This window comes from Pseudomonas rubra, from assembly GCF_028656935.1.
Taxonomy (GTDB): Bacteria; Pseudomonadota; Gammaproteobacteria; order Pseudomonadales; family Pseudomonadaceae; genus Aquipseudomonas; species Aquipseudomonas rubra.
Genome location: NZ_JAMDGZ010000063.1, coordinates 39,258 through 56,265 on the forward strand (window position 1 = coordinate 39,258; position 17,008 = coordinate 56,265).

At 60.5% G+C, this 17,008-nt stretch carries 21 protein-coding genes and 1 tRNA gene; 9 read left to right on the forward strand and 13 right to left on the reverse strand.

Going from position 1 to position 17,008, the window contains the following annotated elements; translation table 11 throughout:
* Window positions 1-23 precede the first annotated feature (23 nt).
* From ahpF to M5G17_RS24320, 7 genes are all read right to left on the reverse strand, one after another.
* On the reverse strand, window positions 24-1,586 hold the full coding sequence (ahpF, locus tag M5G17_RS24290; RefSeq protein ID WP_273895407.1) for an alkyl hydroperoxide reductase subunit F: 1,563 nt from the start codon (window positions 1,584-1,586) through the stop codon (window positions 24-26).
* 121 nt (window positions 1,587-1,707) lie between these two features.
* Entirely contained in the window at window positions 1,708-2,271 is a 564-nt protein-coding gene (gene ahpC / locus M5G17_RS24295) for an alkyl hydroperoxide reductase subunit C (protein ID WP_130264974.1), read from the reverse strand.
* A gap of 203 nt (window positions 2,272-2,474) precedes the next feature.
* Complete coding sequence (gorA, locus tag M5G17_RS24300) at window positions 2,475-3,830, reverse strand: glutathione-disulfide reductase (protein WP_273895408.1); 1,356 nt, start codon at window positions 3,828-3,830, stop codon at window positions 2,475-2,477.
* A 93-nt stretch (window positions 3,831-3,923) separates the two neighbouring features.
* Window positions 3,924-4,763: a UTP--glucose-1-phosphate uridylyltransferase GalU gene (galU, locus tag M5G17_RS24305; protein ID WP_130264976.1), complete on the reverse strand. Its 840-nt coding sequence runs from the start codon at window positions 4,761-4,763 to the stop codon at window positions 3,924-3,926.
* A gap of 189 nt (window positions 4,764-4,952) precedes the next feature.
* Window positions 4,953-5,858 carry a c-type cytochrome gene (locus M5G17_RS24310; RefSeq protein WP_273895409.1) on the reverse strand — a complete coding sequence of 302 codons (906 nt, stop codon included), beginning with the start codon at window positions 5,856-5,858 and terminating at the stop codon, window positions 4,953-4,955.
* Window positions 5,855-6,505, reverse strand: a complete 651-nt coding sequence (locus tag M5G17_RS24315) for a c-type cytochrome (protein ID WP_273895410.1) — start codon at window positions 6,503-6,505, stop codon at window positions 5,855-5,857. Before M5G17_RS24315 ends, M5G17_RS24310 begins: the two co-directional genes overlap by 4 nt.
* 132 nt (window positions 6,506-6,637) lie before the next feature.
* A complete protein-coding gene (locus tag M5G17_RS24320; RefSeq protein WP_273895411.1) occupies window positions 6,638-6,988 on the reverse strand; it encodes a hypothetical protein in 351 nt (116 codons plus the stop codon).
* Window positions 6,989-7,146: 158 nt separating this feature from the next.
* Between M5G17_RS24320 and M5G17_RS24325 the strand changes: the two genes are divergently transcribed.
* The 7 genes from M5G17_RS24325 (at window position 7,147) to csrA (ending at window position 11,861) form a co-directional block, all read left to right on the forward strand.
* Window positions 7,147-7,449 (forward strand): DUF1883 domain-containing protein, encoded by a 303-nt coding sequence (locus M5G17_RS24325; protein ID WP_273895412.1) that lies wholly within the window; start codon window positions 7,147-7,149, stop codon window positions 7,447-7,449.
* A 4-nt stretch (window positions 7,450-7,453) separates the two neighbouring features.
* Entirely contained in the window at window positions 7,454-7,624 is a 171-nt protein-coding gene (locus tag M5G17_RS24330) for a hypothetical protein (RefSeq protein WP_165392219.1), read from the forward strand.
* Between the two features lie 26 nt (window positions 7,625-7,650).
* Window positions 7,651-8,724: an NAD(P)H-dependent flavin oxidoreductase gene (locus M5G17_RS24335; protein ID WP_273895413.1), complete on the forward strand. Its 1,074-nt coding sequence runs from the start codon at window positions 7,651-7,653 to the stop codon at window positions 8,722-8,724.
* Window positions 8,725-8,805: 81 nt separating this feature from the next.
* Window positions 8,806-9,564 carry a molybdate ABC transporter substrate-binding protein gene (gene modA / locus M5G17_RS24340; RefSeq protein ID WP_273895414.1) on the forward strand — a complete coding sequence of 253 codons (759 nt, stop codon included), beginning with the start codon at window positions 8,806-8,808 and terminating at the stop codon, window positions 9,562-9,564.
* On the forward strand, window positions 9,564-10,244 hold the full coding sequence (gene modB / locus M5G17_RS24345; protein ID WP_273895415.1) for a molybdate ABC transporter permease subunit: 681 nt from the start codon (window positions 9,564-9,566) through the stop codon (window positions 10,242-10,244). Before modA ends, modB begins: the two co-directional genes overlap by 1 nt.
* Before the next feature lie 2 nt (window positions 10,245-10,246).
* On the forward strand, window positions 10,247-11,335 hold the full coding sequence (modC, locus tag M5G17_RS24350) for a molybdenum ABC transporter ATP-binding protein (protein ID WP_273895416.1): 1,089 nt from the start codon (window positions 10,247-10,249) through the stop codon (window positions 11,333-11,335).
* Window positions 11,336-11,663: 328 nt separating this feature from the next.
* Window positions 11,664-11,861: a carbon storage regulator CsrA gene (csrA, locus tag M5G17_RS24355; RefSeq protein WP_010223936.1), complete on the forward strand. Its 198-nt coding sequence runs from the start codon at window positions 11,664-11,666 to the stop codon at window positions 11,859-11,861.
* 78 nt (window positions 11,862-11,939) lie between these two features.
* Here csrA and M5G17_RS24360 read toward each other — a convergent pair whose 3' ends face one another.
* Genes M5G17_RS24360 through M5G17_RS24370 form a run of 3 tightly spaced genes read right to left on the reverse strand, consistent with a single transcriptional unit; the run spans window position 11,940 to window position 14,949 of the window.
* A complete protein-coding gene (locus M5G17_RS24360; RefSeq protein ID WP_130264985.1) occupies window positions 11,940-12,311 on the reverse strand; it encodes a response regulator in 372 nt (123 codons plus the stop codon).
* Window positions 12,312-12,330: 19 nt separating this feature from the next.
* Window positions 12,331-13,773, reverse strand: a complete 1,443-nt coding sequence (locus M5G17_RS24365; RefSeq protein WP_420793365.1) for an ATPase domain-containing protein — start codon at window positions 13,771-13,773, stop codon at window positions 12,331-12,333.
* An 18-nt stretch (window positions 13,774-13,791) separates the two neighbouring features.
* Window positions 13,792-14,949, reverse strand: coding sequence for a two-component system sensor histidine kinase NtrB (locus M5G17_RS24370; RefSeq protein ID WP_273895417.1), 1,158 nt, complete (start codon window positions 14,947-14,949; stop codon window positions 13,792-13,794).
* Between the two features lie 186 nt (window positions 14,950-15,135).
* Between M5G17_RS24370 and M5G17_RS24375 the strand changes: the two genes are divergently transcribed.
* Both M5G17_RS24375 and M5G17_RS24380 read left to right on the forward strand, forming a co-directional pair.
* Window positions 15,136-15,220: transfer RNA gene (locus M5G17_RS24375), tRNA-Leu, on the forward strand.
* Window positions 15,221-15,365: 145 nt separating this feature from the next.
* The gene (locus M5G17_RS24380; RefSeq protein ID WP_273895418.1) at window positions 15,366-15,779 is read left to right on the forward strand and encodes a DoxX family protein; all 414 of its coding nucleotides are present in this window, start codon (window positions 15,366-15,368) and stop codon (window positions 15,777-15,779) included.
* Window positions 15,780-15,819: 40 nt separating this feature from the next.
* Here the strand turns inward: M5G17_RS24380 and M5G17_RS24385 are convergent, their stop codons facing one another.
* The 3 genes from M5G17_RS24385 to M5G17_RS24395 all read right to left on the reverse strand — a co-directional run bounded on the left by M5G17_RS24385 (window position 15,820) and on the right by M5G17_RS24395 (window position 16,863).
* The gene (locus M5G17_RS24385; RefSeq protein WP_273895419.1) at window positions 15,820-16,008 is read right to left on the reverse strand and encodes a hypothetical protein; all 189 of its coding nucleotides are present in this window, start codon (window positions 16,006-16,008) and stop codon (window positions 15,820-15,822) included.
* Between the two features lie 107 nt (window positions 16,009-16,115).
* A complete protein-coding gene (locus tag M5G17_RS24390) occupies window positions 16,116-16,340 on the reverse strand; it encodes a hypothetical protein (protein WP_337993352.1) in 225 nt (74 codons plus the stop codon).
* Window positions 16,341-16,575: 235 nt separating this feature from the next.
* The gene (locus tag M5G17_RS24395; RefSeq protein ID WP_273895421.1) at window positions 16,576-16,863 is read right to left on the reverse strand and encodes a hypothetical protein; all 288 of its coding nucleotides are present in this window, start codon (window positions 16,861-16,863) and stop codon (window positions 16,576-16,578) included.
* Window positions 16,864-17,008: the final 145 nt, after the last annotated feature.

The following is a 17,008-nucleotide window of genomic DNA, read 5'->3' on the forward strand; positions in this document are numbered from 1 at the left end:
GGCTTGCCCCGCGATAAGGCCCGTCAGGCCGGCGCCGAAGTGCGGATCAGGTGGTCAAAGGCCGCCAACGAAGCCTTGGCCCCCTCACCCAGCGCAATCACGATCTGCTTGTACGGCACTGTGGTCACGTCACCGGCAGCGAACACCCCCGGCAGGTTGGTCTGGCCGCGGGCATCGACGATGATCTCGCCACGCGGGGTCAGCTCGAGCGTGCCTTTGAGCCAGTCGGTATTGGGCAGCAAGCCGATCTGCACGAAGATCCCTTCCAGCGCGAGGTCATGCACCTCATCGCTGTTGCGGTCTTTGTAGCGCAGGCCGTTGACCTTCTCGCCATCACCGAGCACTTCGGTGGTCAGCGCACTGGTGATCACCTTCACGTTCGGCAAGCTGTGCAGCTTGCGTTGCAGCACCGCGTCGGCACGCAATTGGCTGTCGAATTCGATCAGGGTCACTTGGGCGACGATACCGGCCAGGTCGATGGCAGCTTCTACACCCGAGTTACCGCCACCAATCACCGCCACGCGCTTGCCCTTGAACAGCGGGCCATCACAGTGCGGGCAATAGGCAACGCCACGGCTGCGGTACTGCTGCTCGCCCGGCACGTTCATTTCGCGCCAGCGTGCGCCGGTCGCCAGAATCACCGTCTTGGCCTTGAGCGAGGCGCCGCTGGCCAGGCGCACTTCGTGCAGGCCGCCGTCAGTTGCCGGGATCAAGGCTTCACCGCGCTGCAGGTTCATGATGTCGACGTCGTACTGCTTGACGTGTTCCTCAAGGGCCATGGCCAGTTTCGGCCCTTCGGTTTCCTGCACCGAGATGAAGTTCTCGATGGCCATGGTGTCGAGCACCTGGCCACCGAAACGCTCGGCAGCAACGCCGGTGCGGATGCCTTTACGGGCGGCATAGATCGCCGCTGCAGCGCCGGCCGGGCCACCACCGACCACCAGCACGTCGAAGGCCTCTTTGGCGTTGATCTTCTCGGCCTGGCGCTCGCCGGCGCTGCTGTCGAGCTTGGCGAGGATCTCTTCCAGGCCCATGCGACCCTGGCCGAACACTTCGCCGTTGAGGTAGACGCTGGGCACAGCCATGACCTTGCGGGTCTCGACTTCGGCCTGGAACAGCGCACCGTCGATGGCGACGTGGCGAATATTGGGGTTGAGCACCGCCATCAGGTTCAGCGCCTGGACTACGTCCGGGCAGTTCTGGCACGACAGCGAGAAGTAGGTTTCGAAATTGAACTCACCCTTGAGCGCGCTGATCTGCTCGATCACTTCCACGCTGGCCTTGGACGGGTGTCCGCCGACCTGTAGCAGGGCGAGCACCAGCGAGGTGAATTCGTGGCCCATGGGGATGCCGGCAAAGCGCAAGCTAATGCCCGCACCCGGGCGATTGAGCGAGAACGACGGGCGACGGGCGTCGCTGCCATCTTCACGCAGGGTAATCAGGTTCGACAGGCCGGCGACTTCCACCAGCAGGTCGCGCAATTCGCGGGATTTCGCGCCGTCATCGAGGGAAGCAACGATCTCGATCGGCTGAGTGACCCGCTCCAGGTAGGCTTTCAACTGAGTTTTAAGCGTGGCGTCCAACATACGGGCGATTCCTTTTTCAAACGGTAGAAATAACAACGCCCGGGCGAAAGCGCCCGGGCGTTTTGCGGGGCGGTGACAACGTCAGGTGCGGTAGACCACCGCCCTCGGCTGGCTCACGGTCTTAGATCTTGCCGACCAGGTCCAACGATGGCGCCAGGGTCGCTTCGCCTTCTTTCCACTTGGCCGGGCAGACTTCGCCTGGGTGAGCGGCAACGTACTGGGCAGCCTTGACCTTGCGCAGCAGCTCGCTGGCGTCACGGCCTACGCCACCGTCGTTGAGTTCGACGATCTTGATCTGGCCTTGTGGGTTGATCACGAAGGTGCCACGGTCAGCGATACCGGCTTCTTCGATCAGCACGTCGAAGTTGCGCGAGATGACGTGGGTCGGGTCACCGATCAGCGGGTACTGGATCTTGCCGATGGTGTCCGAGGTGTCGTGCCAGGCTTTGTGGGTGAAGTGGGTGTCGGTGGACACGCCGTAGATTTCCACGCCCAGGTCTTTGAACTGCGCGTAGTTGTCAGCCAGGTCGCCCAGCTCGGTCGGGCAGACGAAGGTGAAGTCGGCCGGGTAGAAGAACACCACGGACCATTTGCCTTTGAGATCGGCATCCGAGACTTCGACGAACTTGCCCTGGTGGTAAGCGGTAGCTTTGAACGGTTTGACCTGGCTGTTGATGATAGGCATGAGTGACGCTCCTTCAGGGGTTGAAAAAACTGATGGGAGAATCGTAGCCAATGGATTGGATTAATGCTCATTGGCAAAGCTCATGTTGTTGATTGGTTTTGGCTATAAGGCAGGATTATTAATAGAAGGTTTGAAGCTATCGCGGGGCAAACCCGCTCCTATACACACTGTAGGAGCGGGCTTGCCCCGCGATTAGGCGCGGCTTAACGCGAAGGCGTACGCAGGGTAACGAATTCTTCCGCCGCCGTAGGATGCACGCCAATGGTCTCGTCGAACTGCTGCTTGGTCGCCCCGGCCTTGAGAGCGATGCCCAGGCCCTGGATGATCTCGCCGGCGTCGGGGCCGACCATGTGGCAACCCAGTACGCGGTCGGTGTCGGCATCGACCACCAGCTTCATCAGGGTCTTTTCCTGCACCTGGGTCAGGGTCAGTTTCATCGGCCGGAAACGGCTTTCGAAGATCTGCACCTTGTAGCCCTGCTCTAGCGCCTGCTCTTCGCTCAGGCCGACGGTACCAATCGGTGGCTGGCTGAACACCGCAGTTGGAATATTCTGGTAATCCACCGGGCGATACTGCTCAGGCTTGAACAGACGCCGGGCTACAGCCATGCCTTCGGCCAGGGCTACCGGGGTCAGTTGCACGCGGCCGATCACATCGCCAATGGCCAGGATCGACGGCGCGGTGGTCTGGTACAGGTCATCGACGCGGATGAAACCACGCGGGTCGAGCTCGACACCAGTGTTTTCCAGGCCCAGGTTATCGAGCATCGGCCGCCGGCCGGTGGCATAGAACACGCAGTCGGCCACCAGTTCGCGACCATCCTTGAGGGTGGCCTTGAGGCTGCCGTCGTCCTGGCGCTCGATAAGCTGGATATCGCTGTTGAACTGCAGGTCCATGCCGCGTTTTTCCAGCTCCTCCTTGAGGTGCGCACGCACGCTGCCGTCGAAACCGCGCAGGAACAGGTCGCCGCGGTACAGCAGCGAGGTGCTGGCGCCCAGGCCCTGGAAGATCCCGGCAAACTCCACGGCGATGTAGCCACCGCCGACCACCAACACGCGCTTGGGCAGGTCCTTGAGATAGAACGCCTCGTTGGAGCTGATTGCCAGTTCCTTGCCCGGAATGTCCGGGATCTGCGGCCAGCCGCCAGTGGCAATCAGGATGTGCTCGGCGCTGTAGCGCTGGCCATCGACTTCCACCTCATGGGCACCGGTCAGCTTGGCGTGGCCTTCAAGCAGGGTCACCCCGCTGTTGACCAGCAGGTTGCGGTAGATACCGTTGAGCCGCTCGATTTCGCGGTTCTTGTTGACGATCAACTGGCCCCAGTCGAACTGGGCATCTTCCAGCGACCAGCCAAAGCCTGCTGCCTGCTCGAAGTCGTCGGCAAAGTGCGCGCCATAGACCAGCAGTTTTTTCGGCACGCAGCCGACGTTGACACAGGTGCCACCCAGGTAGCGGCTTTCGGCTACCGCCACTTTTGCACCAAAGCCTGCGGCAAAGCGCGCAGCGCGCACACCACCAGACCCGGCACCAATCACGAACAGATCAAAATCGTAGGCCATTTCAGTCTCCTTGCCAGGCCGTCAGCATACCCCGACTCACGCGCCGGGAACAAAAAAGCCACCCGAAGGTGGCTTTCTCAGACAACCAACGACTCAGTAAGCCTTGCCGGTCTTGTAGAAGTTCTCGAAGCAGAAGTTGGTCGCTTCGATGTAACCTTCGGCGCCACCGCAGTCAAAACGCTTGCCCTTGAACTTGTAGGCAATCACGCAGCCATCCTGAGCCTGCTTCATCAGGGCGTCGGTGATCTGGATCTCACCGCCCTTGCCCGGCTCGGTTTCTTCGATCAGTTTGAAGATGTCCGGGGTCATGATGTAGCGGCCGATGATCGCCAGGTTCGACGGCGCATCTTCAGGCTTTGGTTTCTCGACCATGTTGCGTACCCGGTACAGGTCATCACCGATCAGGTCACCGGCAATCACACCGTACTTGCTGGTTTCCTGCGGGTCGACTTCCATGATGGCAACGATGGTGCAGCGGTACTGTTTGTAAAGCTTGACCATTTGCTTGAGCACGCCGTCACCGTCGAGGTTGACGCACAGGTCGTCCGCCAGCACCACTGCGAACGGCTCGTCGCCAATCAGCGGGCGACCGGTGAGGATCGCGTGGCCCAGGCCTTTCATTTCGGTCTGGCGGGTGTAGGAGAACGAACACTCATCGAGCAGACGACGGATGCCGACCAGGTATTTCTCCTTATCGGTACCCTTGATCTGGTTTTCCAGCTCATAGCTGATGTCGAAGTGGTCTTCCAGGGCGCGCTTGCCGCGACCGGTAACGATGGAAATCTCGTTCAATCCAGCGTCCAGCGCTTCTTCAACGCCGTACTGGATCAGTGGCTTGTTCACCACCGGCAGCATTTCCTTGGGCATGGCTTTGGTAGCAGGCAGGAAGCGAGTGCCGTAACCGGCTGCCGGGAACAAGCATTTCTTGATCATATACGTCCTTAACAAGGGCTTTGCGTACGAAATTCGGCGCAGTCTAATCAGGCGGCGGTCACCTTACAATGCCCCACCAGCGGGCGGCCGAGTCCATGATAGAGAAATCCAGAGGGATATAGTTCCCCCGGACCCTAAATATAGCGCCGGTGAGTGACCACCGGCACCTGTGTTCGGCTATCGGGCGGCCTACGTACCCTGCCCGATCAGCACCCCCTCGACCTTCTGACCATAAAGGTTCACACCATCATTTGCGTGAAACTTCAGCCGGGTTTTCTCGATCGAGCCCTCTACCAAGCGTGGGTCCTGTGGCCGCTCATGACGGTTGATATAGGCCGCCACATCCCAGGCCTGCTGGTCCGTGAGGCTGCCAGGCTTACCCAGCGGCATATTGTGCTTGATGAATGAAGCCGCCGTGTTGATCCGGTGCATGCCCGCGCCCCAATTGTAGGAGTCCTTGCCCCACAACGGCGGCATGACGTAGTCCTTGGCTACCTTCTGGCCCTCGCCATTGGCGCCATGGCAAATCGAGCACTGGGCCTGGTACACCTGCTCGCCACGTTTGAAGTCATAGCCTTCAGCCGATTGCGGTACTTCCGGGTAGCCACGCCCGGCGCTTTCAACGCCAATGGGCGCCTTGCTCGCCAGCCAGTAGGCATACACCGACAAGGCGGTCATCTGCGGGCTGTCCGCCGCCGGGGGCTTGCCGTTCATGCTGAACTGGAAGCAACCCTGGATACGCTCGGCGAAAGTGTTGACCTTGTCGTTTTTCTTGCGATAGGCCGGGTACATGGGATACGCGCCCCACAGTGGCGCAGAATTACCCAGGCGGCCCTGGTCCAGATGGCAATTACTGCAGTTAAGGCCGTTGCCGACGTATTCGGGCATCAATCTACGAGTGTCGACGAACAAAGCGTAGCCATCGCGGACCATTTTGCCGTAGGCATTGTCAGGCAGTTCGCTTTCCGCTGGCGGCGTGAAGCTTGGCGCCGCGGCGGGCGAGGTCTTGAGTTGAGACTGGTCTTCCATGGCAATCGGCGCTGCCTGGACAGTGCCCAGGCTCAGAGCCAGGGCGACGAATATCATTGGCTTCATGGCTTGACCTCCGGGCTGGCGGGGTTGGCGAAGTAGTTGGCCACGGCCCTTATTTCGTCATCGGTCATGGCCTTGGCCACACCGACCATCAACTGGTTGGGGTCATTACTACGACTGCCGTCGCGCCAGGCGTTGAGCTGGGCGACCAGGTAGCCCGCAGGCTGATGGGCCAAGGGCGGGAAATGCTCGCCAACGCCCGCACCACCTGGGCCATGACACTGCACGCAACCGGGGATGTTGCGCGTCCAGTCACCATAGAGCGCCAGTTTCTGTGCCGGATCTGTGGCCATTTGCTGGCGATGGCGGTCGCTGGCCGGTTCGCTGGGCATGGCGGCCAAGGCTGCGGTTACCGCCTGGATTTCCTCAGCGCTGAGGGCTTTGGCCAGGGGTTCCATGATCGGGTGCTTGCGGCTGCCATTTTGAAAATCATGCAACTGCTTGCTCAGATAAGCCGCTGGCAAGCCAGCCAATCGCGGGAAACCCGCAGGCGCGATACCCTTGCCGTCCGGGCCATGGCAACCCAGGCAGGCCATGGCAGCCGGGTTTTGGCCGCCCTGGGTGAAGATTTTCTGGCCATCGACGGCATGCGCGGCAGGCAGTGAAAACAGCAGCAGGCTGCTGATCAGGATTCGATCCAGTGGGATCATCACGGGCTCCATTTTCTTGTTATAAGCTTAGGCTTAATAAATATAAGCCTATGAATAGTAGGCCTATACGCCGTGAGCTACAACGAAGAATAATGGCGAGATGCCAGGTGAATCGGTTAGCTCAAGGTGAGATCATCCGGAGATGCAGCGCGTCGCCGCAGTCTTTACATCACCCAGGCGCAGGGGGAAATTGTTCAGCCGCTCGTACAGTTTGATGCTGCTGCCGCTACCACGCTTATCGATGTCCACCAGTGCGGCAGGGCCAGCACCGACCTTTTGCGGCACGACCAGGCGCAGACCGTCGTGGCGCTCTTCAACCGCCAGTTGCCCACGCGACTCGCTCAATTGCTGCTGCACGCAAACAGCGTATTCCTCAGGCTTCTTGCCAGAAATCACATTGAGGGTTTCCGGGCTGTTTTCCAGCTCCGAGACACTGACACACCCACCCAGCGTCACTGCCAACGCTGCTACGACCCACTTCATCAAGCACACCTCCACCACGGAAAAAGGATAGGACCACGCGCAGACCATTTTGCTCCCTTGATTGGCAGTTTTATCCTGGGCCTGGCACGAAGGCCGACAGTGTAACCGACATCATGGTATCGTTTTGATTTGCTAACAGATCCCCTGCGGAGTGCAACATGAAATTCGTACACCAGCGCGAGCACCTCAATGAGGAAGACATCGTGGTCATCCATTGCTCCCAGCGCTGCAACATCCGCCTGATGAACGACGCCAACTTCCGCAGCTTCAAGAACGGCGGCCGTCACACCTACCATGGTGGCGCCTTCGTCGACTTCCCGGCCAAGATCACCGTGCCCAGCACCGGCTTCTGGAACATCACCATCGACACCGTCGGCCCACGGGCCCTGTCGGCAGTGACCAAGCCGACCTTTACCCACACCATCAAGTTCATTCGCCGTTCGTCGTCGAAGCTGAGATAAGCCCATGAGCCAGACCACCAAGTACGTCATCAAGTACAAGCTAGACGGCGCGCAACGATTCGATTTCGCCCAGATGAGCAGTGATGCACCTGAGCAGGTACAAGCAGCGTTGAAAGCGCTGCACGGCGAAGACGCCAGTAAAATCACCGATATAAAGGTTAGCAAAGCGCTGTAACCCCCTCAGCACAAGGAACCCCAGGCATGAGCCAATGGCCGGACACCCGCCTGCTCGATCTGCTCGGCATCGACCTGCCGATTCTTCAGGCACCGATGGCCGGCTCTACCGGTTCAGCCATGGCCATTGCCGTGAGCAATGCCGGCGGCCTGGGTTCGTTGCCCTGTGCCACGTTGAGCCCGGAACAGATCCGCGCCGAGCTGCAAGCCTTTGCCGAAGCAAGCCGTGGCCCGCTCAACGTCAACTTCTTCTGCCATCAACCACCGCAGCCCGACCCTGCCCGCGACGCAGCCTGGAAGCTGGCGCTCAAGCCTTATTACGAAGAACTGGGCGCCGACTTCGACGCGCCGACGCCGGTGTCAAACCGCGCGCCGTTCGACGACGCCACCTGTCGCCTGATCGAAGAGTTCAAACCCGCTGTGGTCAGTTTCCACTTCGGCCTGCCCGAGGCCAGCTTGCTCAAACGGGTCAAGGCCTCGGGCGCCAGGGTCCTGTCCAGCGCCACCACCGTAGAAGAAGCCCTGTGGCTGGAAGATCACGGTTGTGACGCGATCATTGCCATGGGCTATGAAGCCGGTGGCCATCGCGGGATGTTTCTGAGCAGTGACCTCAACACCCAGATCGGCACCCTGGCGCTGGTGCCGCAGGTTGTCGACGCCGTGAAGGTTCCAGTGATTGCCGCCGGCGGCATTGGCGACCACCGCGGCATCGTTGCCGCCCTGGCCCTGGGTGCCTCAGCGGTGCAATTGGGCACCGCCTACCTGTTCTGCCCGGAGGCCAAGGTCTCGGCGGCCCATCGCCAGGCCCTGCACAGCGCCATGGCAAGCGACACGGCGCTGACCAATCTGTTTACCGGACGCCCGGCGCGCGGTATCGGCACCCGCATCATGCGTGAACTGGGCCCCATGAGTGACCTGGCGCCACGCTTCCCCCTGGCCGGTGGCGCCTTGATGCCGCTGCGGGCGATCAGCGAGCCGCTCGGCAGCAGCGATTTCAGCAACCTCTGGGCGGGTCAGGCTCTGCGACTGGGCCAGGCACTGCCAGCTGGCGAATTGACGCAAAAACTGGCCGAAGACGCCCTCGCCCAGCTCAAACGCTGAAGCAGTACTTCCCGTTGGTCGGGCATTCGCTATATATTCACCTATATAACGACTACCCCTCAGCCTGTGGAGCTGTTTTTCATGAGTAAGTGCGCACCGCGTTTTGCCCTGGCCGCCCTGGCCACCTTCATGACCTTCAACAGCGCTTGGGCCGACGAGGTCCAGGTCGCCGTCGCCGCCAACTTCACAGCGCCCATCCAGGCCATCGCCAAGGACTTCGAAAAAGACACCGGCCACACCCTGGTTGCCGCCTATGGCGCCACCGGCCAGTTCTACGCGCAGATCAAGAACGGCGCACCCTTCCAAGTGTTCCTCGCCGCCGACGACAGTACCCCGGCAAAACTCGAGAGCGAAGGCGACACCGTCAAAGGCTCGCGCTTTACTTATGCCATCGGCACCCTGGCACTGTGGTCGGCCAAAGAAGGCTATGTCGATGCCAAGGGCGATGTACTGAAGAAAAACGAATTCAAGCACCTGTCGATCGCCAACCCGAAAGCGGCGCCTTACGGCCTGGCCGCCACCCAGGTGCTGGACAAGCTAAAGCTGAGCGAGGCCACCAAGGGCAAGATCGTCGAAGGCCAGAACATCACCCAGGCCTTCCAGTTCGTCTCCACCGGCAATGCCGAACTGGGCTTCGTCGCCCTGTCGCAGATCTACAAGGATGGCAAGCTCAGCAGCGGTTCGGCCTGGATCGTGCCGTCCAGCCTGCATGAGCCGATCAAACAGGACGCAGTGATCCTCAACAAAGGCAAGGACAGCGCCGCTGCCAAAGCCCTGGTTGAATACCTCAAGGGCCCGAAAGCTGCCGCCGTGATCAAGTCCTACGGTTACCAAATCTGATGCCACTGGATGCCAGCGACCTCGGTGCCATCTGGCTGACCTTCAAACTGGCCAGCCTGACCACGCTGATTCTGTTGCTACTCGGCACGCCCATCGCCTGGTGGCTGGCGCGCACGCGCTCGTGGCTGCGCGGGCCGGTGGGTGCGGTGGTAGCCCTGCCCCTGGTGCTGCCACCCACGGTGATCGGCTTCTACCTGTTGCTGGCTCTGGGACCCAATGGCTGGATCGGCCAAACCACCGAGGCACTGGGGCTGGGCACCGTGGTGTTCAGCTTCAGTGGTCTGGTGATCGGTTCGGTGGTGTATTCCATGCCCTTTGTCGTACAACCGCTGCAAAACGCCTTCAGCGCCATCGGCGAGCGACCGCTGGAAGTGGCCGCGACCCTGCGGGCCAGCCCCTGGGACACGTTCGTGCATGTGGTGCTGCCGCTGGCGCGCCCCGGCTTCATCACCGCCAGCATCCTCGGTTTTGCCCACACGGTCGGTGAGTTCGGCGTGGTGCTGATGATCGGCGGCAATATTCCCGACAAGACCCGGGTGGTTTCGGTGCAGATCTTCGATCATGTCGAGGCCATGGAGTACCTGCAGGCCCACTGGCTGGCCGGGGCCATGCTGGTGTTTTCCTTCCTCGTGCTGCTGGCGCTGTACTCCAGCCGCCGCAGCAAATCGGTCTGGAGCTGAGCATGGCCGCGATGATTCACGCCCGCTTGCAGCTGGCCCGCGCCGACTTCAAGCTGGATGTCGACCTGCAACTGCCTGGGCGCGGCATCAGCGCTCTGTTCGGCCATTCAGGTTCGGGCAAGACCACCTGCCTGCGCTGCCTGGCCGGGCTCGAACGCGCACCACAGGCGTACATCGAGGTCAATGGCGAGATCTGGCAAGACTCGCGCCGCGATCATTTCGTCGCCCCGCATCAGCGCCCGATTGGCTACGTGTTCCAGGAAGCCAGCCTGTTCACCCACCTGTCGGTACTCGCCAACCTGACCTTTGGCTACAAACGCATCCCCGCCCGGCAGCGCAAGGTCAGCCTTGAACAGGCCTGTGAGCTGCTGGGCATCGAACACCTGCTCGAACGCAAACCCGCTACTCTCTCCGGTGGCGAAGCCCAGCGCGTGGGCATTGCCCGGGCGCTGCTGAGCAGCCCGCAGTTGCTGCTGATGGACGAACCACTGGCGGCCCTCGATGGCCCGCGCAAGCGCGAGATCCTGCCGTACCTGGAGCGCCTGCACAGCGAGCTGGAGATTCCGCTGATCTATGTCAGCCATGCCCAGGACGAAGTCGCACGCCTGGCCGATCACCTGGTGCTGCTGGAGCACGGCAAGGTCCAGGCCAGCGGCCCGATCGCCGCCACCCTTGCGCGCCTCGACCTGCCGCTGGCCCAGGGCGATGACGCCGGGGTGATCATAGAGGGCAAGGTGAGTGCCTACGACAGCGACTATCAACTGCTCAGCCTGCAACTGCCGCACAGTGACCTGCAACTGCGCGTGGCTCACGAGCCGCTGGCCGTCGGTATGCCATTGCGCCTGAAAGTACAGGCGCGTGATGTGAGCCTGAGCCTGGGCGCCGACCAGCAGTCGAGCATCCTCAATCGCCTGCCGGTAACCGTCAGTCACCACCGCCCGGCCGACAACAGCGCCCATGTGCTGGTCAGCCTCGACGCCGCCGGCACCACCCTGCTGGCACGCATTACCCGCTACTCCGCCGACCAGCTCAAGCTGCATGCCGGGCAGGCGCTGTGGGCACAGATCAAGTCGGTAGCACTGTTGGGCTGAGCCTGCGCTCCATCGCAGTTTCCAGATAACCTGACCGCCCCTTGAAAAAGCATTCAGCGCAACCTACTTCCTATATCACGCAGAGAAATTTCCCATATTCCTTCAACACCCCTATGCTTGCGGGTACGAGCAGCACTCGCTGTTCGGGATCGCTTGGCCAGCCAATCGGCACCTGCGACTAAAGACTCTCACTACAGAATCTGTGTTCGGGGGAATTAATATCCGCCGAAAGCGTCTTTAATGAAGGGAAAGAGGGAAACACCTCCGTGTGATCCCGGCTTGTGCGGGCAACGCCTGCAAGGCAACTTACGTTACCAAGGAGATATACATGCTGATACTCACCCGCAAGGTTGGCGAAAGCATCGTCATCAACGATGACATCAAAGTCACCATTCTGGGCGTCAAAGGGATGCAAGTGAGGATTGGCATCGATGCACCGAAAGATGTACAGGTGCACCGCGAAGAAATTTTCAAACGCATTCAGGCCGGCAGCCCGGCACCGGAGAAAGGAGGCGACGAGCACTAAACAGCCCCCAGCTGACTCAAGCCGCACGGATGCGCTTGATCCTGCCCTGACAGCCCCCAGCTGGCTGCCGACCAGGTCTCAAGGTGCTTCAGGCGTGCCGACCAGTTCCTTGACCTTGGCGATCAGTTGATCGATATCGAAGGGCTTGTCGAACACTGCAGCGAACAGCGCGGGAGCCTCCCGTCCCCTGTAAGCCTGCGCCCCACTCATCAGCATGACCGACACGCCTTGCCATTGCGGCTCTGCGCGAATGCTTGTGGCCAACTCCTCGCCATTCATCCCCGGCATCATGTAGTCGGTGATTACCAGCTCGACCCGCTTGCCTTTCAACAGTTCCAGGGCTTTGTGCCCATTGCCGGCCAGTTCCACGTCAAAACCTGCATCCTCAAGGGCCCATCCAAGAATCTGGGCAATCAGGTACTCATCGTCAACGACCAGAATGGTCTTCATGGCCTTGCCTTCCTGCGTCTCATGACCCGGGTACCGGCGTCGCCGATCCAGACATCACAGCCGTGGCCTGGTTGAAGGCTTTCTGCAGATCGATACCGTGGTCACTGATGATCAGTTCCAACAGGGCCGGATCGTAGTCGCTGTCGCGCACCTTTAGAATCGACAGTAGCCGCTTGAGCTCGGACTCAAGCTCGACAAAACGCATCAACAACAGGTTATCAACGATGCTCGACAGGTCAGGCGCTGGTGCATTTATTTCCGAGCCAAAGATATCGCGCATCTCCCAAGTGGCCAGAACGGTGACATCGCGAGCGCGCAACTCGCCCGTCAAGGCGCGGAAGAATTCGTTGAGCCGGCCAGGATGTGTCGCCAGCCGGGTAAACGCGCCCAGGCTGTCGATCAACACGCGTTTGATCTGGTGTTGATCGACCTTACGCAATAGGCGCATGCCAACGTCATCAAGCAAGCCTTCGGTGGTCGGCTGCCAGGCAATGTGCAAGGCGCCGCTACGTTCCAGCGCGGCAAAGTCGTGACCCAGGGCTCGAGCCTTCAGGCGCAGACGTTGCGGGGTTTCGTAAAAGCCGAAGTGCAGGGCCGGTGCGTCGACGGTTGCGGCGCCCAGAAAGCTTGCGCCCAGCGAGGTCTTGCCAATGCCCGACGGTCCCATCACCAGGGTCACCGAGGCCGCTGGCAGGCCACCGCCCAGCAGGCTGTCCAATACCGGGATGCCGCTGGGCACCCGGCTCAACTCGCCGCTGCCAAGCCCACTGGGGTAGCTGTACAGCGACTCCAGCCGCGGGTAGACCTGAAGGCCGTCCTCGGTGATTTCACATTCATGAATACCCGACAACGCAGCGCTGCCACGGGTTTTGCGCAGCTGGATACGGCGCACCGAGCGACTTCCGTACAACTCCTCACCCAGCTCGATGACGCCATCGACCATGGTGTGTTCCGGGCTACCGTCCTCAAGCCGCGAGCTAGTGAGAAACAGCACGGTGCAGCCGGCAAACGCGGCATGGCCATGCAGTTCGGCGATGAATTTCTTGGTATCCAGCGGGGTTTCCGCCCGCGAGCGTGCATTGAGCAGGCCATCGACAATCAGCAAGCTGGCCTGATGGCGGCTGATCTCGCCGCGCAGCAGCTTCACCACTTCATCCAGGCCTTCCTGTTCGAGGGTGTCGAAGGCACTGACGAACTGCAACTGTCCGCCGATCTTCGTCGGGTCGAAAAAGCTCAGGGTCGACAGGTACTGGAACAGGCGCTCATGGGATTCGCTCAGCAGCGTCGCCACCAGCACACGGCCGCCCTGGGCTACGTGATTGAAGGCCAGCTGGTTGGCGAGGATGGTCTTGCCCGAACCCGGTCGCCCTTGAACGATGTACGAGGCGCCGACCACCAAGCCGCCCTTGAGCAGTGCGTCGAGCCCGGGAATTCCTGTGACAAGGCGTTCAAGTGGTTCCACGATGCTGAGCCTCTTGCGTCAGGGGTTGAGTTGCGAATCAGCGGCGAGGGTATAGACCGGCAGGTAGACACTCATGCGCGTGCCCTTGCCCACCTCGCTGCTGACACTGACCGTGCCATTGCTCTGCTTGGCAAAACCATAGACCTGGCTCAGGCCCAGACCGGTGCCCTTACCAAAGCTCTTGGTGGTAAAGAACGGTTCGAAGATGCGCGGCAGTACCAGGTTGTCGATCCCCCGGCCGCTGTCACTGACGCTGATGCACACATAGCGCCCCACCAGGCCGTCGGGGATGCCCTGCAGTTCGTGGTTGTGCGCCTGCATGATGATCAAGCCTTCGCCATCGATGGCATCACGGGCATTGAAGATCAGGTTGAGCAGCACCATCTGCAGTTGCCCGGCGTCGACTTCGACGTCCCACAGGTTGTCTGCCATGATCACCTGTAGGTTCACGGCCTTGGGCAAGGTCTGGCCCAGTAGCAGTCGGGTCGACTCGACCAGGTCGGCGACCCGCACGCGGCCGAAACGCAATGCCTTGTGCCGGGCAAAACTGAGCAATTGCTGGGTCATCTGGCTACCGCGCTCGCCGGCATCGAGGATATGTTCCAGCAGCCGTTGGGTGCGCTGCGGATCACGGCTGTTGAGGGCCAGCCGGGCCGAACCGATGATGATCGTGAGCAGGTTGTTGAAGTCATGGGCCATGCCCCCGGTCAGTTGGCCCAGGGCTTCAAGCTTTTGTGACTGGAACAGCTGGGCGCGGACTTCATCGAGCTGCAGTGCGGCGTCGCGCCGATCTGTGATATCGCGGGTAATCTTCGCCAGCCCCACCACTTCGCCATCGGGTGCCCTGATCACGTCCAGCGCCACCAGCGCCCAGAACAGCGTACCGTCCTTGCGCATGCGCCAGCCTTCGTCCTGGGCACCGCCGGTGCTCAAGGCCCGTTGTAGCAGCCGGGCTGGCTTGCCATCGGCGCAGTCCTGGGGGGTAAAAAACAACGAGAAATGCTTGCCGATCACCTCGTCCGCTCGGTAGCCCTTGATCCGCTGGGCCCCTGCATTCCAGGACACCACATGGCCTTCGAGGTCGAGCATGTAGATGGCGTAATCGACAACGGTCTGGACCAGTTGCTCGTAGCGACTGGCATGCATGACATGAAGTTCGGAATCGGACGAGACCATGGTTGCCCCACGAAGCCGCACGTGACTTGTCAGGATATGACAACACACGCCGGAAGCGATTCCCTGCGTTGGTCTAAAACTTAGTCGGCCTGTTCAGGCGCTGCCAGCACGCGGTTGACTCTAATATAACGATGGGTTATAAAGCTCGCTTGTTTGAGGGAGCAATGGCATTTTCCTCAACCCAGTGCGAGTGTGGTGGAATTGGTATACACAGCAGACTTAAAATCTGCCGGCGTGAGCCTTGCGGGTTCGAGTCCCGCCACTCGCACCATCTTCTGAAAAGGCGCCTTCGAGGCGCCTTTTTGCTGTCTGGCGTTTGTCCTGCCGCGCCCTTATGCCCTTTTTACCCGGGGCCCGCCACACACCCTTCCGACAACTGCTAAGGTAAAATTGCCCAACAACGAAGGAAGGCCGCCATGCGCTATACCCTGTTCGATAACCAGCGCGACGTGATAATCCTGCTGGCGCGTATTCTGCTGATGATCCTGTTCGTCATGTCCGGCTGGAGCAAGCTTACCGGCTTCGAGGGTACGGTCGGCTACCTGGCCTCCCTGGGTGCCCCGGCACCAACGGTCGCTGCGGCGGTGGCGGTGATCATGGAGTTCTTCGTCGCCATCCTTCTTATCCTGGGTTTCTACACCCGCCCCCTGGCCTTCCTGTTTGCCCTGTTCGTGATCGGTACCGCGCTGATCGGCCATCCATTCTGGACCATGGTCGAGCCCGCCAAGGCAGCCAACACCGTGCAGTTCTTCAAGAACATGAGCATCGTTGGCGGCTTGCTGTTGCTTTCGCTCACCGGCGCCGGACGCTTCTCGCTGGACGGCCGCTGACACTCGACCTACGGGTGCCAACCGGCTAGCTGGCTGGCACCTAAAGATCGTCGAGGGTGTCTACGCCTTCATCCCAGAGTGCATCGTCATCCTCTTCGTCATCGTCATCGTCGTGCGGATCAAACAGTGGATTGACCTCGTCCTGCAGCGCGTCATCATCCTCGAAAAACTCATGGTCAAGCAGGTGATCGTGTTCGGGTTCGTGGATGTCCAGATCGTCGTCGTTCATCTCAAAGTCCTGTAGCCTCGCCAGCATGGGGCGCCTGTATAAGCCCAAGCGCTGGCGCCGTCAATCTCGGGGTGCCCGGTCAGCCCTGCGGTCGGCAACGTACGTACTCAGGATGCCGGAGTGATCGCGCGCGACCCTGCGTGAACCATCAGGGAGGGCTGCTCATCGAGTTCGATGACTTCGGCGGCAATCGCCCGGCAGCGTTTGACACCCCAGACAATTGCCCGGGCTACACCGATCTCGACGAGCCGGTCGTGATACTCCTCGACAATGGGCAGACCGGCACGGGTATAAACCCCGAGAAACAATTGAGTACTTCCACTGCGCGACACACGCGCTTTGACATCAAGTGTAAGTCCGGACTCCAAAGATTCTTCGTGCGCCTGGCTGTGCAGTTGGCAGTCTGCCCAAGCCCAGTAGTGTGCGCCTCTGTACCTCATTATTATTTTCCTTGTTGAGTCGGCAGCTCACGAAAGATATATAAAAAAAGTATGAAACTGAAGAACCCAATTGGGTGATGAACCCGAGCCAATAGTGCCAGTGGCTATATTGCAGACACCAGCAACTTCAAAGCGCCGAGACAAACCATGCGATAAACGCGAGCAACCCGATGCCTTGTAAAATCAGGAGCGTACCGGCGCCTGCCGGCTTTCCGGCAAGCAGCCAGTAAGTGCCGACCAGAGGCAGGCACAAGGCGTTGGTGACACCCAGGGTGAATTTCGCAAGTTCACCGCCAAGGCTTGGGAAAGGACCCCCTGGGCTGAGCAGAATGAGGACGAAAAAAAAGCCGCCCGCTGCCGCGACAATGATCGCGGCAATCGCAAACAAGCGCTGTGGTAAAGAGGAGTCGTGCATGATCAGTCCTTTGATGTGTTGAGCCGGGTATCATAACTGCATTGGCATAATTGGGCGTTGATTGCACCGCGATTCGTGCGCGCAGCGATCGTAATCTGGTCAGCACCTAATGTATTGCTTGAACTGGCCTCATCGCGGGGCAAGC

Bases quoted from the DNA above. Each gene is read 5' to 3' on its own strand.
- M5G17_RS24315 (WP_273895410.1), bottom strand. From the start codon at position 6,505: ATGATCCCACTGGATCGAATCCTGATCAGCAGCCTGCTGCTGTTTTCA.
- ahpF (WP_273895407.1), bottom strand. From the start codon at position 1,586: ATGTTGGACGCCACGCTTAAAACTCAGTTGAAAGCCTACCTGGAGCGG.
- M5G17_RS24310 (WP_273895409.1), bottom strand. From the start codon at position 5,858: ATGAAGCCAATGATATTCGTCGCCCTGGCTCTGAGCCTGGGCACTGTC.
- galU (WP_130264976.1), bottom strand. From the start codon at position 4,763: ATGATCAAGAAATGCTTGTTCCCGGCAGCCGGTTACGGCACTCGCTTC.
- M5G17_RS24330 (WP_165392219.1), top strand. From the start codon at position 7,454: ATGAGCCAGACCACCAAGTACGTCATCAAGTACAAGCTAGACGGCGCG.
- ahpC (WP_130264974.1), bottom strand. From the start codon at position 2,271: ATGCCTATCATCAACAGCCAGGTCAAACCGTTCAAAGCTACCGCTTAC.
- modB (WP_273895415.1), top strand. From the start codon at position 9,564: ATGCCACTGGATGCCAGCGACCTCGGTGCCATCTGGCTGACCTTCAAA.
- modA (WP_273895414.1), top strand. From the start codon at position 8,806: ATGAGTAAGTGCGCACCGCGTTTTGCCCTGGCCGCCCTGGCCACCTTC.
- M5G17_RS24385 (WP_273895419.1), bottom strand. From the start codon at position 16,008: ATGAACGACGACGATCTGGACATCCACGAACCCGAACACGATCACCTG.
- M5G17_RS24395 (WP_273895421.1), bottom strand. From the start codon at position 16,863: ATGCACGACTCCTCTTTACCACAGCGCTTGTTTGCGATTGCCGCGATC.
- M5G17_RS24360 (WP_130264985.1), bottom strand. From the start codon at position 12,311: ATGAAGACCATTCTGGTCGTTGACGATGAGTACCTGATTGCCCAGATT.
- M5G17_RS24380 (WP_273895418.1), top strand. From the start codon at position 15,366: ATGCGCTATACCCTGTTCGATAACCAGCGCGACGTGATAATCCTGCTG.
- modC (WP_273895416.1), top strand. From the start codon at position 10,247: ATGGCCGCGATGATTCACGCCCGCTTGCAGCTGGCCCGCGCCGACTTC.
- M5G17_RS24325 (WP_273895412.1), top strand. From the start codon at position 7,147: ATGAAATTCGTACACCAGCGCGAGCACCTCAATGAGGAAGACATCGTG.
- gorA (WP_273895408.1), bottom strand. From the start codon at position 3,830: ATGGCCTACGATTTTGATCTGTTCGTGATTGGTGCCGGGTCTGGTGGT.
- csrA (WP_010223936.1), top strand. From the start codon at position 11,664: ATGCTGATACTCACCCGCAAGGTTGGCGAAAGCATCGTCATCAACGAT.
- M5G17_RS24320 (WP_273895411.1), bottom strand. From the start codon at position 6,988: ATGAAGTGGGTCGTAGCAGCGTTGGCAGTGACGCTGGGTGGGTGTGTC.
- M5G17_RS24370 (WP_273895417.1), bottom strand. From the start codon at position 14,949: ATGGTCTCGTCCGATTCCGAACTTCATGTCATGCATGCCAGTCGCTAC.
- M5G17_RS24335 (WP_273895413.1), top strand. From the start codon at position 7,651: ATGAGCCAATGGCCGGACACCCGCCTGCTCGATCTGCTCGGCATCGAC.